13 protein-coding genes are annotated in these 13,970 nt (G+C 58.6%); 5 read left to right on the top strand and 8 right to left on the bottom strand.

Annotation, left to right across the window (positions count from 1 at the left end; translation table 11 throughout):
* Positions 1-44 precede the first annotated feature (44 nt).
* Positions 45-1,097, bottom strand: coding sequence for a branched-chain amino acid aminotransferase (locus tag ACQRCA_RS07915; protein ID WP_154517834.1), 1,053 nt, complete (start codon positions 1,095-1,097; stop codon positions 45-47).
* Positions 1,098-1,430: 333 nt separating this feature from the next.
* On the opposite strand from ACQRCA_RS07915, the gene ACQRCA_RS07910 reads away from it, so the two are divergent.
* Together ACQRCA_RS07910 and ACQRCA_RS07905 are read left to right on the top strand one after the other, a co-directional pair.
* The gene (locus ACQRCA_RS07910; protein ID WP_138340479.1) at positions 1,431-1,883 is read left to right on the top strand and encodes a helix-turn-helix domain-containing protein; all 453 of its coding nucleotides are present in this window, start codon (positions 1,431-1,433) and stop codon (positions 1,881-1,883) included.
* 131 nt (positions 1,884-2,014) lie between these two features.
* Positions 2,015-3,658 (top strand): serine/threonine protein kinase, encoded by a 1,644-nt coding sequence (locus tag ACQRCA_RS07905; RefSeq protein WP_427719809.1) that lies wholly within the window; start codon positions 2,015-2,017, stop codon positions 3,656-3,658.
* A 70-nt stretch (positions 3,659-3,728) separates the two neighbouring features.
* Here ACQRCA_RS07905 and ACQRCA_RS07900 read toward each other — a convergent pair whose 3' ends face one another.
* The gene (locus ACQRCA_RS07900) at positions 3,729-4,925 is read right to left on the bottom strand and encodes an SPFH domain-containing protein (RefSeq protein WP_427719808.1); all 1,197 of its coding nucleotides are present in this window, start codon (positions 4,923-4,925) and stop codon (positions 3,729-3,731) included.
* A gap of 12 nt (positions 4,926-4,937) precedes the next feature.
* Entirely contained in the window at positions 4,938-5,561 is a 624-nt protein-coding gene (locus ACQRCA_RS07895; RefSeq protein WP_427719807.1) for a hypothetical protein, read from the bottom strand.
* Between the two features lie 168 nt (positions 5,562-5,729).
* Here ACQRCA_RS07895 and ACQRCA_RS07890 point away from each other — a divergent pair, with 168 nt between their 5' ends.
* Positions 5,730-6,542 carry a DUF6591 domain-containing protein gene (locus ACQRCA_RS07890; RefSeq protein WP_427719806.1) on the top strand — a complete coding sequence of 271 codons (813 nt, stop codon included), beginning with the start codon at positions 5,730-5,732 and terminating at the stop codon, positions 6,540-6,542.
* A 90-nt stretch (positions 6,543-6,632) separates the two neighbouring features.
* Here ACQRCA_RS07890 and ACQRCA_RS07885 read toward each other — a convergent pair whose 3' ends face one another.
* Positions 6,633-7,280, bottom strand: a complete 648-nt coding sequence (locus tag ACQRCA_RS07885) for a VTT domain-containing protein (protein WP_427719805.1) — start codon at positions 7,278-7,280, stop codon at positions 6,633-6,635.
* Between the two features lie 223 nt (positions 7,281-7,503).
* On the opposite strand from ACQRCA_RS07885, the gene cysE reads away from it, so the two are divergent.
* On the top strand, positions 7,504-8,208 hold the full coding sequence (cysE, locus tag ACQRCA_RS07880; protein WP_370450655.1) for a serine O-acetyltransferase: 705 nt from the start codon (positions 7,504-7,506) through the stop codon (positions 8,206-8,208).
* Between the two features lie 108 nt (positions 8,209-8,316).
* Here the strand turns inward: cysE and ACQRCA_RS07875 are convergent, their stop codons facing one another.
* From ACQRCA_RS07875 to ACQRCA_RS07860, 4 genes are all read right to left on the bottom strand, one after another.
* Positions 8,317-10,323, bottom strand: a complete 2,007-nt coding sequence (locus ACQRCA_RS07875) for an ABC transporter ATP-binding protein (protein WP_427719804.1) — start codon at positions 10,321-10,323, stop codon at positions 8,317-8,319.
* Position 10,324: 1 nt separating this feature from the next.
* Entirely contained in the window at positions 10,325-12,049 is a 1,725-nt protein-coding gene (locus ACQRCA_RS07870) for an ABC transporter ATP-binding protein (protein WP_427719803.1), read from the bottom strand.
* Positions 12,049-12,537 carry a MarR family winged helix-turn-helix transcriptional regulator gene (locus tag ACQRCA_RS07865; RefSeq protein ID WP_427719802.1) on the bottom strand — a complete coding sequence of 163 codons (489 nt, stop codon included), beginning with the start codon at positions 12,535-12,537 and terminating at the stop codon, positions 12,049-12,051. Before ACQRCA_RS07865 ends, ACQRCA_RS07870 begins: the two co-directional genes overlap by 1 nt.
* Before the next feature lie 181 nt (positions 12,538-12,718).
* Positions 12,719-13,009, bottom strand: coding sequence for a CDP-alcohol phosphatidyltransferase (locus tag ACQRCA_RS07860; protein WP_427719801.1), 291 nt, complete (start codon positions 13,007-13,009; stop codon positions 12,719-12,721).
* A gap of 293 nt (positions 13,010-13,302) precedes the next feature.
* Between ACQRCA_RS07860 and ACQRCA_RS07855 the strand changes: the two genes are divergently transcribed.
* Positions 13,303-13,824, top strand: a complete 522-nt coding sequence (locus tag ACQRCA_RS07855; RefSeq protein ID WP_427719800.1) for a nitroreductase family protein — start codon at positions 13,303-13,305, stop codon at positions 13,822-13,824.
* The last annotated feature ends 146 nt before the right edge of the window (positions 13,825-13,970 follow it).

Raw genomic sequence — 13,970 nt, 5'->3', positions numbered from 1 at the left:
CGCCGGAAAGGAAGGTCACCCTCGGGCCGAACATACAAGACAGCTTACGCGACGGTGTAAACCCAGTTGTGCTTATCCTCGACAGCACCAGACTGAATACCAGTCAGGGTCTCGCGAAGTTTCTTCATAACAGGCCCGATCTCGGTGCAGCCAGCCGGGAAGGTCACGGTCTCGTCGGCACCATAAACCTTGTTGTCAATCTCGCCGACCGGGGAGATAACAGCAGCGGTGCCGCACAGACCGCACTCGACAAAGGTGCCGGCCTTGACCTCGGCCCACTCGACGGGACGCTGATCAACGGTCATGCCCAGGTCCTGAGCAACCTGAACGAGCGAGCGCCGGGTGATGGAGGGCAGGATCGAGTCGGTGTGCGACTGCGGAACGACGAGGGTGCCGTCCTCTTTCACGAACAGGACGTTGGCGCCACCGGTCTCCTCGACATAGGTGCGAGACTCGGAGTCAAGATACAGGTTCTCGGCATAGCCCTCGCGATGGGCCTCCATCGTGGGCTTAAGGGACATGGCGTAGTTCAGGCCGGCCTTGATGTTGCCGGTGCCATGCGGGGCTGCACGGTCATACTCGGAAACTCGCAGCTTAACGGGCTTAAGACCGCCCTTAAAGTACGGACCGACCGGAGTCACGAGAATGCGGAACGTGTACTCAGGAGCAGGAGCCACGCCAATCACGTCACCAGAGCCAATCATAAACGGACGCACGTACAGGGTCGCACCGGAGCCGAAAGGCGGAACCCAGGCGGCGTTGGCAGAAACGACCTGCTTGACGGCCTCAACGAACTTGTCCTTGGGGAACGGCGGCATCTCGAGGCGCTGGGCAGAGTTATACATGCGCTCAGCGTTCATGTCAGGACGGAAGCAGACGATGCTGCCATCCGCGGCGGTGTAGGCCTTCAGGCCCTCAAAGACCTCCTGGCAGTAATGGAAGATGCCGCCGCACTCGGAGACATGCATGGTGTGGTCGGTGGTCAGGCCGCCCTCGTCCCACTCGCCATCCTTCCAATGAGCCTCGTAGCTGTAATCGGTCTTCATGTAGCCAAAGCCGAGGCTACCCCAATCGATATCCTTCTTCTCGACAGTCATATGTCGCTCCTTACATACACAGTTGCATACTCGCGAACCCGCACGCAAGGACCGAGGCCGACCGTGTCGCAACGTCGCACGCCCGGAGCGTAGAGCCGGACGGGACACGCGGGCAACATCAAAGCCGATGGCACGTCGATTCGCATGGACGAGATTGTACTCCCCGCGCGCGTCGGATAAAACGTTTTTCTTTAACTAAGTAAAGTATTTTCATTTGCTTCGGAATTCACCAGGGTAAATAGGCGTCCTCCAAGCCGCGGCGTCCACTCGCCCCATGCGCCCCGCGACCGCCCTATCGATATACTCTAAGTCGAAACGATGATTGGAGCCCCCTTGGCAACTCAGAACAAACGCGAACACTTGACGGAAGACCTGCTCAAGCGGCTGTTGGCCAGTTCGAGCATCGACGCCTATCTGGACGAAGGCGAAACCGTCGACCAAACGCTTCCCTCGTACTTGCGCTGCCTCATCGACGAGCGCCGCATCAAGCGCTCGGACGTCGCACGCAACTCGGGCCTTAACCCGACCGTTGTGTACGACATCTTTGCCGGCAAAAGCCGCCCCGGCCGCGACCACGCCATCATGTTGGCACTCGGCATCGGCTGCACGCTTCGAGAGACGCAGCGCCTTCTGAGACTCGATAGCGTCGCCGAGCTTTGGTGCAAGGATCGCCGCGACGCCATCGTCATCTGGTGCATCGAACGCGGCATGAGCCGAGCGTGCACCGACGACGAGCTCTACCGCCTGGGTGAAAAAACGCTTCTGGGAACCAACCCACTCAAATAAACGCCCACGTCCGCGCGAGCCCCGCGGCCTATCGTCTCCATACGCGATTCAGTTGCCAACTGAACAAACAGAACAATCGTTGGCATATTATTTTTGGGGCATTTGCCCAGCTACCATGAAGGGAGGACGGCTTGAACGACAACCAGCTCATGCATGCCATGAGCCTTGACGACACCTATCGCGTCGAGCAGGTACTCGCACGCGGCGAAGACGGCATTACCGAACTCGTCACGATTGACGGAGCCGGTCCCTTCGTGCGAAAGAAGATTCGACAGGAGCTTGCCCGCCGCAATGTATGGTCGGCACTCACAGAATGCAGCTCGCCCCGCCTTCCCCGCGTCGAGGCGACCTACGAACTACCCGAGCACTTTGTTGTCGTCTACGACTTTGTGCCGGGTCGGTCGCTTTCCAAAGTTATCGAAACCGATGGGCCGTTGACGCCGGAAGAGGCGACATCGCTTGGCATCGAGCTTTGCGAGGCGGCCGAGGAGCTCCACAGACACGGTATCGTCCACCGTGACATTTCCCCCAACAATATCGTGGTTGCCGCAAACGGCGCGCACCTCATCGACCTTGGCATTGCCCGCATGCGCGTCGAAGGGGCAAGCAAGGACACGACTTCCCTCGGAACTTGGGGGTTCGCCTCGCCCGAACAATACGGCTTTGCCCAGACCGATGCGCGAAGTGATGTCTACTCCATCGGACGCGTTCTTGGCTTTGCGCTTACGGGTGTCCGGCCCGATGACGAGGCTTACGAGCAGATTCTTAAGAAGAATCTTGATAATGCACCCGCGACGCTCGTCCATGCCATCACGCGCGCCTGCTCGTTTGAGCCAAGCGCGCGATTTCAGTCTGCGACCGAGATGGCAAAAGTGCTCGCCGGCTCGTCTCGACCGGGAAACGATAGAGCATCTTCTGGCACAGATGGGCATGCCGACCATGCCCAAATGGCAGCGGGTACGCATGCTCCTAAGCGCAATCCAGGCAAAAGCAGGACGCGGACCTTTGGAGGCTTGTTGCTAAAACTGGCACTCGTCACCGCGATGCTTGCCGGGCTGATGGCAGTCGGCGCGATTGCCATCTCGACGTTCCACGCCGGCCGAGAAAGCAGCAACGGGCCCACGTCCCCATCGCAAGCCGGCCAGTCTGATGGCGTTTCGACATCCAAAAAAGCAAATTCGGCAAGCAATGCCAACCGTTTATCCGCCGAGCTCTCGATCGCGGAATCAGGCTGGTCGGTTGATGGGCACGGGTACGTCCATTTTGGCATCGGCCTTAAAAACTCCGACGGCCCTGCCGCTATCGCATTTCCCACTATTAAGGTCTACGGATACGACGCGGACGACAACCTGATCTTTACGGATGAGAAAACCTACAGCGCCATCGAGCCCGGCCAGACCGCCTACTTTGGCGATCAGACGGGAAATGGCACCGCTCCCGCGCGCGTTGAGTTCGAGGCAGTCACACCCAGCGGCGTTGCACTTGCCACCGCCACCGAAGCACCGGTGTACGAAATTTTCGATAGTACCGAATCCGCTGGGACAGACGGCATGCAGTCATTCTTGGCAAAGCTCAAACTCCAAAGCGCCCCGAGCGGCTTTGATAAGACCCAGGTGTTCCTATCGGCCATCCTGCGCGACAAGCAGGGCAACATCGTTGCCGGCTATAACAACTTTTCCGACTGCCCCGCCGTCGGTTCCACGACCCCCGTTTCGGTCGATGTCCACAATCCGCCCCCGCACGCAAGCTGCGATATCTACGCCGCCCAATGGTAGGACCGGAGGGCACCGCGAATAATTCCGCAGCACAAATAAGGACCGGCATCGCGCCGGCCCTTCCATACTTCTACAGCCCTAGAATCTCACGCTTCTTGGCATCAAACTCCTCTTGCGTCAAAATCCCGGCATCGAGAAGCTCTTTGAATTTCTTAACGGCCTCTATTTGATCCTCAAGCGTCCGCGCGGACTCGGCACCACCCCCTGGCGCCTCCTTGGGCTCCGTCGTATCCGGCGTACAGACCGCGCCCGCGCCGCCTTCTACAGAAGCGTTACGGGGGTTGAGCATTCCCGCCAGCCCCATGCCGAGCACCATGCCGCCCGCGGCGCCAAACCCGTTCTCGCGTACGCCCTCGGCAATCATCTGCTGAGCCGCCACATCGGCTGCCTGCTTAGAAACCCCCTCGTAAGCGCTAACATCCAGCTTCTTTTTCGCATAGCTCTTGATAAGCTCGCGCGATTCATCGGAGAATTCAATGTTTTCGATGGCGACTTGCACAAGCTTGATGCCAAAGCGATCTTGCCATGACCCCGCGTTATCGCCCTCATCCAGGATCATATGGCGAATTTCGTTGACGTGTGACGGTAGCTGCGAAATTCGGACCTCGGACGACAAGGCATTCGTGGCCACGATGAGCGAAGCCAGAAACTCTGCAATCAGCATGCTCCGTGCGCGCGGGTCGTCAAACGAATAGCTATAGACGTTCGCAGGAAGAAAATTCCTGATAAAACGCTCGGCATCCACTACCTGCAGCGACAGCTGACCATACGCGAAGACCTCAAGATCCGCGCCGTAAAACAAGTCGTTATACGCAAGCGGTCCACGCGTGCCAAACCTGATGCCGCGGATTTCGCGCAGATTGACAAACGCCACACGCTTCTGCGACGGTGACATACCCGCATAGCCGACACGACGCGCCGCCTGTCCGAGGACCATTTTGAGGACGCCCTGCTCCTCACGGTCGTGGTCATCAAAAAGCGACGCTTCGCCGTCGCGATACTCAAAACCGCCCGGTTCCGTTATAACTTGCTCGATGCCCGCCTGACTAAAAATAAACGCCGCGGTGTTCTCGGGAACAAAAATGAGCGAGCCGTTGGACAGAACATCACTCGATCCGTAGTTTCCGCCACGCCCGTTTTGCCCAACCTTACGCACCCCCGGAGCGACAACAACGTGCTCGTCAAAATAACTGGCAGTAACAATATCTTTCCATTGATCGGCAAGGACGCCGCCAAGCGAGTCAATCGCAACATTTACAATACCCACGATTACCTCACCCTACAGCACAAACTTGGTATCGCAGTACGAACAAACAACGCCTTGGCCTTTGCGCCCCGCGACGGGCGCATGGCATCCGGGACACTTTCCTGTCACCTTTGCGGCCATCTTCTCGGCATGAGGCTTTTGCGCCTTCAGAGAAGCACCCAAGGCACTGCCAATGGAGTCGCCAACTGCCCCGACAACGCCCACGGCACCGTCTACAAAATCTGCAATCTCTGCCGCCGTACCCGAGGGAAGCTCTGAAGTATCGATGGCATCGATGTTGCCCGCCGCCGCGCGGCGCACGCTTTCGGCCCAACGGTCGGCCAGGCGCTTGCCGCCTTCGGTAAAGCTCACCGTAACGGTCTCCTCCGAAAATGCGACTCGCAGCACCGGCGTACTATTCACACGCGCTGCGATAGCCCGGGGAACATCTGCCGAACACAGAATCGAATCGAGCGGGCAGCGCTTGAGATAGCGTCGAGTTTTAAACAGCCCCTCGGAGACCGTTGCGACCAAGATTAGATTCATATTTGTAAGCACGATCTCATCGAGAGCCTCGCTACCAGAGCCAACGCCCAAGCGCACATTCGAGGTCTGCATGATGATGAGTTCGCCGGGTGCCAGATTGTACTCGTCCACGCCGCCATCCCCCGTCCAACGTTTTCCTCCCATCCTAAACACCGGGCAAATAATTTCATCAGCTGCCAACTGAATTTCTCACCAGATTCAGTTGGCAGCTGATGAAATCCCCGCAGCCCACAGCCACAATTCGAAGCAGTGTCATCCATATCGAGGGAAGGAACAACTATGGATTGGGAAGCTTCGGGAAGCAGGGATAATGGCGTCCCCCAAACGGTGTCGACACCCGACGGCAAGCCGCCCAAAGGCAAGAAGAAATGGCCGATCGTTCTGGCGGTGCTTGTTATCCTGATTATCTTGGCACGTATCAGCTCGTGCGTGAGCGGCTGCGGCTCTACGGGCCCATCAAAGACCGTCGACACGTTCACCTGGCCCAGCAGCGGTCTCGCAACCGAACTGCCCAAGCCCAAGATAAACAAGGGCGAGATATACGAGAACAGCTCCGAATCTTTCTCGGCAACGCTGAAAGAAGTCTCACAAGCCGACTACGATGGCTACGTCGAAGCTTGCAAAGAAGCTGGCTATACCGATTTCTCGGGCGAAGGCACCGATGATTTTGAGGCAACGGCACCCAGCGGAGCAAAGCTGACCTTGTCCTACTACAGTAGCCAAAAGTCCCTCGACATCGAGCTCGAGAAGCCGCAGGACAACAGCGAACAGGCAGACGCGGCCGACGACACCGATGCGGTAGCCACTGATTCACAGGCCGAATCCGCCCCAGCCACATCCTCGTCCGATTTCCGTGCCATGATGGACGGCTACGAGCAGTTTATGAACAGCTACGTCGAGTTCATGAAAAAGTACGAGAATTCAGACGACACCGCATCGATGCTTGCCGACTACGGATCGATGATGCAGCAGTACAGCGAGTGGTCGCAGAAATTTGATAGCGTCGATGAAAGCTCGCTTTCCGCCGAGGACCAGGCCTATTACCTTGAGGTACAAGGGCGTGTGCTGCAGAAGTTGAGCGAGGTCCAATAGCCTCGCACTCAACGCCACATATCGTTCCCACAACAAAAAAGACCCGTCATCCAAGTGGCGGGTCTTTTTGCACCAATCGATTTTAGACGCCTACGCGTTCTGTTTGCCGAGCTTAGCCTTAACCAGGCCGATCACAGTCGGGATGATCGACACGGCTACGATGCCAATGATCAGCAACTCAAAGTGCTCCTGCACAAAGGGGATGCCACCAAAGAAGTAGCCCAGCAGTGTAAAGACCGTCGACCAGGTAATGCCGCCCAGCACGTTGTAGATGACAAAGTTGCGCCAGTGCATGCCGCCCATGCCGGCAATGAAGGGCACAAAGGTGCGGATAAACGGGAAGAAGCGGCCGAGGAAGATGGCCAGGTGACCCCACTTGTCCAAGAAGTCCTCGGACTTTTTGATACGCTCGGGCGTCATGGCCTTGACCTTGCCCGAAGCGATGATCTTTTTGCCAAAGAAGTGACCGATCATAAAGTTGCACTGGTCGCCCAGGATGGCAGCAGCCCATGCTACGGCCAGCAGGGCCACGATGTTAAAGCCACCGTTATGGGCAAAGAAGCCCGAAGCAAACAGCAGTGAATCGCCGGGAAGGAACGGGAAGAACACCACGCCTGTCTCAACGAAGATAATGAGGAACACGCAGCCGTAGGCCATAAGCGGGCCGGCGGCGATCCAGCTGGCAATCGCGGTGCGCGGATCTTTGAGTAGCTCGGCGATAAAATTGATGAAACCCATGAAGTAAAACCTCTCAGTTGTGGGCGCGGATACGTCCAAGTTGACCAGTATACGGTTGCGGTGCCCCCTCGTGCGCAACCCCACAAAAGCATGACTCCATTACCAGCAAGTTTGCATAACTGACACCTGTCATGCAAAGCCGCCAAGATTATTCTTCCTAATCCCTAGCGAATCGCTATACTTTATTGAATCGCATTGCCATGGCGCTAAGGGAGGGCGGCCGGTGAGCTTTATCAATACCATTCGCGAGGACATCAAGACCGTCCAGACGCAGGACCCCGCCGCGCAAAACGGTTTGGTCATCTTCCTTTCCTATCCTGGCCTGCACGCCAAGTGGAACCACGTGCCCGAGCACTGGCTGTGGGAGCACGGTCATCGCTCGCTCGCCCGTGTGCTCTCGCAAATCACCCGCCACATCACCGGGGTCGAGATTCATCCCGCTGCACAGATCGGCAAGCATTTCTTTATCGACCACGCCATGGGCGTCGTCATCGGCGAAACCACCATCGTGGGAGACAACTGCGTGCTCTACCAGGGCGTCACGCTTGGCGGCACCGGCAACGAAACCGGCAAGCGCCACCCCACCCTGGGCAACAACGTCACCGTGGGCACGGGCGCCAAGGTGCTCGGCAACATTCGCATCGGCAACAACGTCAAAATCGGCGGCAACTCGGTTGTCGTCAAGGACGTGCCCGACAACTGCACCGTCGTGGGCGTACCGGGACGCATCATCAAGCGCAACGGCTGCCGCGTGTTCGAGGAGAGCTTCGACGCCAAGCAGCACCGCGAGTACATGCCCGACGACGCGGCCGAGCAGTCCGCCCTCAACCGTCAGGGCATCACCGAGAACGCCCGCCGCGTCAAAGAACTCGAGCAAGAGGTAGCCGAGCTCAAAGCCCTCGTTGCCAAACTTGTGGACGAACGCTAGACGCGGACGGCCAATGACAACATTCATGCCAGCGCAAAGGCGCGCCAGGGAATCTATCCCCGGCGCGCCTTATTTCCGATGCGACAAGGGGGCCGTCCCCATGTCGCATTATGCGAACTGGCTCAGATAGAGGTCGGCGTAGGCGCCCTCGGCAGCCAGCAACTCCTTATGCGTGCCCTGCTCGATAATGTTGCCGTGATCCATGACCAAGATCAGGTCGGCGTCCACGATCGTCGACAGGCGATGCGCGATCACAAAACTCGTGCGCCCGCGCATAAGCGCATCCATAGCACGGCCGATGGCGAGCTCGGTGCGCGTATCCACGCTCGACGTCGCCTCGTCCAGGATGAGAATCGCCGGGTTGTTGAGCAGCACGCGTGCGATGGTCAGCAGTTGACGCTGCCCTTGGCTAATGCTCTCGGCATCGTTTGCCACCCGCGTGTCATAACCCTGCGGCATGGTGCTCACAAAGAAGTCGACCTGCGCGGCGCGCGCAGCCGCCACAATCTCGTCGCGCGTCGCCTCGGGACAGCCGTAGGCGATGTTTTCGGCAATCGTGCCATCGAATAGCCAGGCGTCCTGCAGCACCATGCCAAATTGCTGGCGCAGCTCGCCGCGGTCCATACAGCTCGTGTCCACGCCGTCGAGCGTAATGCGGCCGCCATCGATCTCGTAAAAACGCATGAGCAGGTTGATGAGCGTGGTCTTGCCCGCGCCCGTGGTTCCCACCACGGCGATCTTCTGGCCCGGCTCGGCGGTAAACGACACGTCACGCATAAGCGTCTTGTCGGGCGAATAACCAAAACGCACGTGCTCAAAGGAGACGCGGCCCTCAATGCGACCCGGCAGCCTGGCAGCCTCACCCGGCAGCGGATCGGCTTCCATCTCGGGCTCATCGAGCAGGTCGAACACGCGCTCCGCACTCGCCAGCGCGCTCTGCAGCGAGTTGAAAGTGAACGACAGCTGCGTCATGGGTTCGGACGCCTCGTAGATAAACTGGAAGAACGCCTGGAACACGCCGACGGTCATGTGGCCGGCGACCAGCATGCTGCAGCCCACCAGCGCGATCACGATCTGCGCCAAACGGCCGATAAAGCGAACCGCAGGGCCGACGGCATTGATCATAAAGTCGGCCTTGGTACTCACGCGCGCTAGCTCCCTCGAGGCCTCGTGCACCTCGGCAGAGCTCTGATGCTCGCGGTTGAATGCGCGAATCACCAAACGGCCTGAATAGCCTTCCTCGACCGCGCTCGTGATTTTGGACACCCACTCCTGACGCTCGCCCGTCACATCATGCGTACGGCGCGAAACCACCTTGGTCACCAGCAACGATACCGCCGTAAAGCCCAAAAAGACCAACGTGAGCTTGACGCTATAGACAAACATCATGATGATGGCACCCGTCACGGTACCGATCGATACCAGCAGCTGCAGCAATCCGCGCTGCATACTCTCGGACATCTTGTCCAAGTCATTGGTCGCGCGGCTGACCACTTCACCGGGGCGATGCGCGTCAAAGTAGGCGAGCGGCAGGCGGCTGAGCTTCTGCGCGATGCGGTTGCGCAGACGCAGGTTGAGTCGCTCGGCGACGCTCGACATCAAAAAACTCTGCAGCGCATAGAACGATCCGGCGGCCGTCCAGATCAAAAAGTAGACAAAGATGGTCTTACCGCACTGGTCCCAGGTGATGCTGAAGGTCGTTCCGCTGGCAAACGCCACCTGTATATGGCCCCACAGCTCGTCGATAACATGAGCGCTATATGCCGGCGCGGCGGTGTTAAAGATGACGTAGAACACAATGCTCGCGAATACAATATAGAAGCGCCAATGGTCGCCGGCGGCCTCGCTCCACAAGCGGCGCACCGTCGCCCAGGTATCCCGGGGCGTCTCGTCCTCTTCTTCGTCGTCCACGTCGCGCATACGCTCTGCCTCGGCACGGGCGCGCTCGTCCTCGGCACGCTCGTTTTCCTCGTACAGCGCCTGGCGACGAGCCTCGCGCTCGGCCGCGGCCCTGGCGGCGGCATCCTGCTCGGTCGACGCGGCAGCCGTTTCCTCGACCAGCCCCGCGGCAGCGTCGTCATCAACGCCGCCTTGCTTCTTGAGCTCCTCGGTCATGCTACTCACCTCCCTTCATCTGCGATTCCGCGATGGCGCGGTACACCTCGCAGGTTTCCATAAGTTCCTCGTGCGCGCCCAGGCCCACGACCTCGCCATCCTTGAGCACGACAATCTGGTCGGCATGCAAAATCGTCGAGATGCGCTGCGCGATGATGAGCACCGCGGCGTCGCGCGTCTCGTCCTGCAGCGCATGGCGCAAGGCCGCATCGGTTTTAAAGTCCAGGGCCGAAAAACTGTCATCGAAGATATACAGATCGGCATGCTTCATGAGCGCACGGGCAATTGCCAGACGCTGGCGCTGGCCGCCCGAAAAGTTCGTACCGCCCTGGGCAACCGGAGTATCGAGCCCCTGCGGCTGATCGAGCACAAAGGTGCTCTGGGCAACCTGCAGCGCATGAAGCATGTCCGCCTCGGTCGCGTCCTCGTTGCCAAAGCGCAGATTGCTTGCCACGGTGCCCGAGAACAGCCACGCCTTCTGCGGCACATAGGCGATGCGCCCGCGAATCTCATCTTGCGAAAGCTCGCGCAGGTCGATGCCGTCCAGGCGAATGGCGCCCTTGGTGGCATCGTGGAAGCGCAGCAGAAGCTTTGCCACCGTCGACTTGCCCGAGCCCGTCGAGCCCACAATCGCGGTCGTCTGACCGCGACGACAGGCAAAGCTCAGGTCGCACAGGGTGTCCTCGTCGGCATCGTCAAAGCGAAACGACATGTGGTCGAACACGGCAACAGCATCCGCATCGTCCTCGGAGGCAGGCATCCCGTCACCCAGCGTACGCTCGCCGTCCACGATGCTCGGCTCAATCTCCAACACCTGCTGCGCACGGTTCAAACATGCCGCGGCGCGCGGCAGCGTCAACACAACCATCTGGGCCATCATCACAAAGAACAAGATCAGAATTGCATACTCCAGCACCGCCGAGATGCTCGCGATCTGCATGGCGTGGGCGCCCACCCGGTTACCGCCCACCCACAGCACCGCCACCTCGGCGATGTTCATCAAAAAGAAGCTGGAGCTGTCAAGGCCCACAAACAGGTGGTTGACCTTTATGGCGTTGGCGGCGTAGTCGCTAAACACCTCGTCCAGGCGCCGCTCCTCGTGATGCTCTTTATTAAAAGCACGAATAACGCGCACGCCCACAATATTCTCGCGCAGCACCACGTTCATGCGGTCGATAAAGCCCTGTAGGCGCATAAAAATCGGTGCCGCATTGGCAACCGTAAAGACCGCCGCAACCAGCACGATCGCAACCACGACGCCCAGAAGCATGCCCATGGCCGGATCGATAAACCAGGCGAAGATGATGCCCGCCACAGCCAAGAACGGCACGGGCAGCACCAGCTGAATCGTCTGAAGGACAGCCTGTTGAATCACGTTGATGTCGTTGAGTGAGCGCGTGATCATCGATCCGGTGCCAAAGCGCTCAAAATCGCTGGCAGACAGCTCGAGTGATTTGTCGTAGACGGCATTGCGGATGTCGCAGGCCACGTTAGCCGCCAGACGCGCCGAAAGATAGCAGCCCAGCACCGTGCCGCCGCTAGCCATGCTCGTCGCGATAAACATGTATAGGCCGTTGCATAAGATGTAGTCGACATCGCCCGTGGTAATACCGGTGTTGACCATGTTCGCCAGCATCGTGGGAACCAACAGCGTACCGACGTTATCCACCAGCAGCGCCAGCAGCGTCACTGCGACAAGCCCTCGATAGGGCTTCAAAAACCTCATTAACAGTCGCACGACTCACCCTCACCTTGATTCTCGGCAGCGATATGCTGCTTAAAGACATCGCACTCATCGCCGAGCGCATGGGAAAATTTTTCGATTAGGCGCATGATTTCGCGCTGTTCCCAGGGCTCGAGCACTTCGAAAGCCTGTTGCTCGGCTTCTTGCGCCGGCAGCGCATATTGCTCGGCAAACCGCATGCCCGCTTCGGTCAAACGCACAACCTTGTTCTTACGGCTGCCTTCGGCAAACTCCAACGTCGCGAAGCCCCGCGCCGTCAAGGTTTTAATTGCCGAGTTGATGGTCTGCTTGCTGTAGAACCATTCGCTTGTCAGACGGCTTACGGCAATACTGCCGCCTGCCGTGCTGGTATCGACGAGCATCCAGTAAGCGCAGTCCGAAAGGCCGCAGGCGCGCGAGAACTCCGAATAGATATGGTCGAGTCCATTGAGCAACCGGTCGAAGTCGGCCGGCGTAACCGCACTATTCATCTATCCCACCATTCGATTGTCCGATTTTTGACCAATTTTATGTCTCTAGATTAGTCCGAGTTTTGACTATCGTCAACAGGTTCTCCGCAAATGCCTGCACTTTTATGGCCTATCGGCAGAAAAAGACCGCCGGCGCGGGGGCGGCGCCAGCGGTCACGTGAAAATCGGGTTTTATTGCCTGTTAAGCGGCGACGGCCTCGTAGACCGTAGTGCCCGAGAAGCTATCGTGCAGGCTTTTGCCGCAGATCCAAGGCAGCTCGACGACCTCGCAGAGCGTGTTGACCAGCTCGGAGCAGTCAGTAAAGTGGCCCTTATCGTTGAGGGCCTCGCAATCCTGAACACGCCAATAGCCATCGGTGTGCGTGATGTAGTACTCGTGATCGTCAATCCTCACAAAAGCGCGCGTCTTGGAACGCAGCAGCTTCAGAAATCCTTCGAAATCGGTCTCGACGACATCTCCAGCCTGGAACATGATAGTTACCTCCTGGCCCGGCGCCACCACGGCGCGTTGATAAACGTTGGTACTTCTTTAGTAAAACCTTTATCAGAGGTTATGCGTTCGTCATTTAGGCAAGTGGTAAAAACCGCAGGGCAGACGGGATAAAACGTTTAACCATCCCATTGGCTTGTCACATTTTAAAGGTACTTTTATGCAAACCTACTTTCCCAATTGGAATCTATCCTTTTGCCGGGCACTTGACCGTCTATCGTTTAAGCCCGACGGGTATGAACGGGGCATCTGCAACGCCACCGCAAGGAGACACCATGGAGACTATCGAAGCACTCATTCACCGCCGCAGCTGCCGCAAATACAGCGATCGTCCCGTCGAGGCCAAAAAGCTTGCACGTATTATCGAAGCCGGCCAATATGCACCGAGCGGCATGGGCCGCCAGCCGGTGACGTTTGTCGCCGTCACCAACCCCGCGACCGTCGAGCGTCTCTCACAGCTCAACGCCCAGGTCATGGGCAGCAACAGCGACCCCTTCTATGGCGCCAAGACCGTTGTGGTGGTGCTGGTTGACCGCAGCGTGCCCACACATCTGGAAGACGGCTCGCTCGCCATGGGCAACTTGCTCAACGCCGCCTATGCACTGGGTGTCGATTCGTGCTGGATTCACCGCGCGCACGAGGTCTTTGACTCGCCCGAGGGCCTGGAGCTGCTGGCCAGCTGGGGCCTGCCCGCCGACGGCAGCCTGCGCGGTGTCGGTAACTGCATTCTGGGCTATGCCGAGGACACGCTACCCGAGGCAAAGCCGCGCCGCGACAACGTGGTGTACGTTAGGTAATTTGTTCCGCCGTTCTACCGAACGGCGGACCTGCTGACGCTGCGCGGGCCGCATTCACGCCAATTTGACGTTCATTTTCGAGGGCGCGACCAGAAGGTCAGCGCCCTCTCATTTCACGTCACCTTGGCGCAAATGCGGCCCGCTCG

Source organism: Collinsella sp. SGI.095 (genome assembly GCF_050314535.1).
In the GTDB taxonomy this organism is placed as follows: domain Bacteria; phylum Actinomycetota; class Coriobacteriia; order Coriobacteriales; family Coriobacteriaceae; genus Collinsella.
This window is presented reverse-complemented; position numbering and strand designations above follow the sequence as displayed.

Coding starts and splice junctions, on each gene's coding strand:
- ACQRCA_RS07855 (WP_427719800.1), top strand. CDS start 13,303: ATGGAGACTATCGAAGCACTCATTCACCGCCGCAGCTGCCGCAAATAC.
- ACQRCA_RS07885 (WP_427719805.1), bottom strand. CDS start 7,280: ATGGGTTTCATCAATTTTATCGCCGAGCTACTCAAAGATCCGCGCACC.
- ACQRCA_RS07865 (WP_427719802.1), bottom strand. CDS start 12,537: ATGAATAGTGCGGTTACGCCGGCCGACTTCGACCGGTTGCTCAATGGA.
- ACQRCA_RS07875 (WP_427719804.1), bottom strand. CDS start 10,323: ATGACCGAGGAGCTCAAGAAGCAAGGCGGCGTTGATGACGACGCTGCC.
- ACQRCA_RS07890 (WP_427719806.1), top strand. CDS start 5,730: ATGGATTGGGAAGCTTCGGGAAGCAGGGATAATGGCGTCCCCCAAACG.
- ACQRCA_RS07915 (WP_154517834.1), bottom strand. CDS start 1,097: ATGACTGTCGAGAAGAAGGATATCGATTGGGGTAGCCTCGGCTTTGGC.
- ACQRCA_RS07870 (WP_427719803.1), bottom strand. CDS start 12,049: ATGAGGTTTTTGAAGCCCTATCGAGGGCTTGTCGCAGTGACGCTGCTG.
- ACQRCA_RS07860 (WP_427719801.1), bottom strand. CDS start 13,009: ATGTTCCAGGCTGGAGATGTCGTCGAGACCGATTTCGAAGGATTTCTG.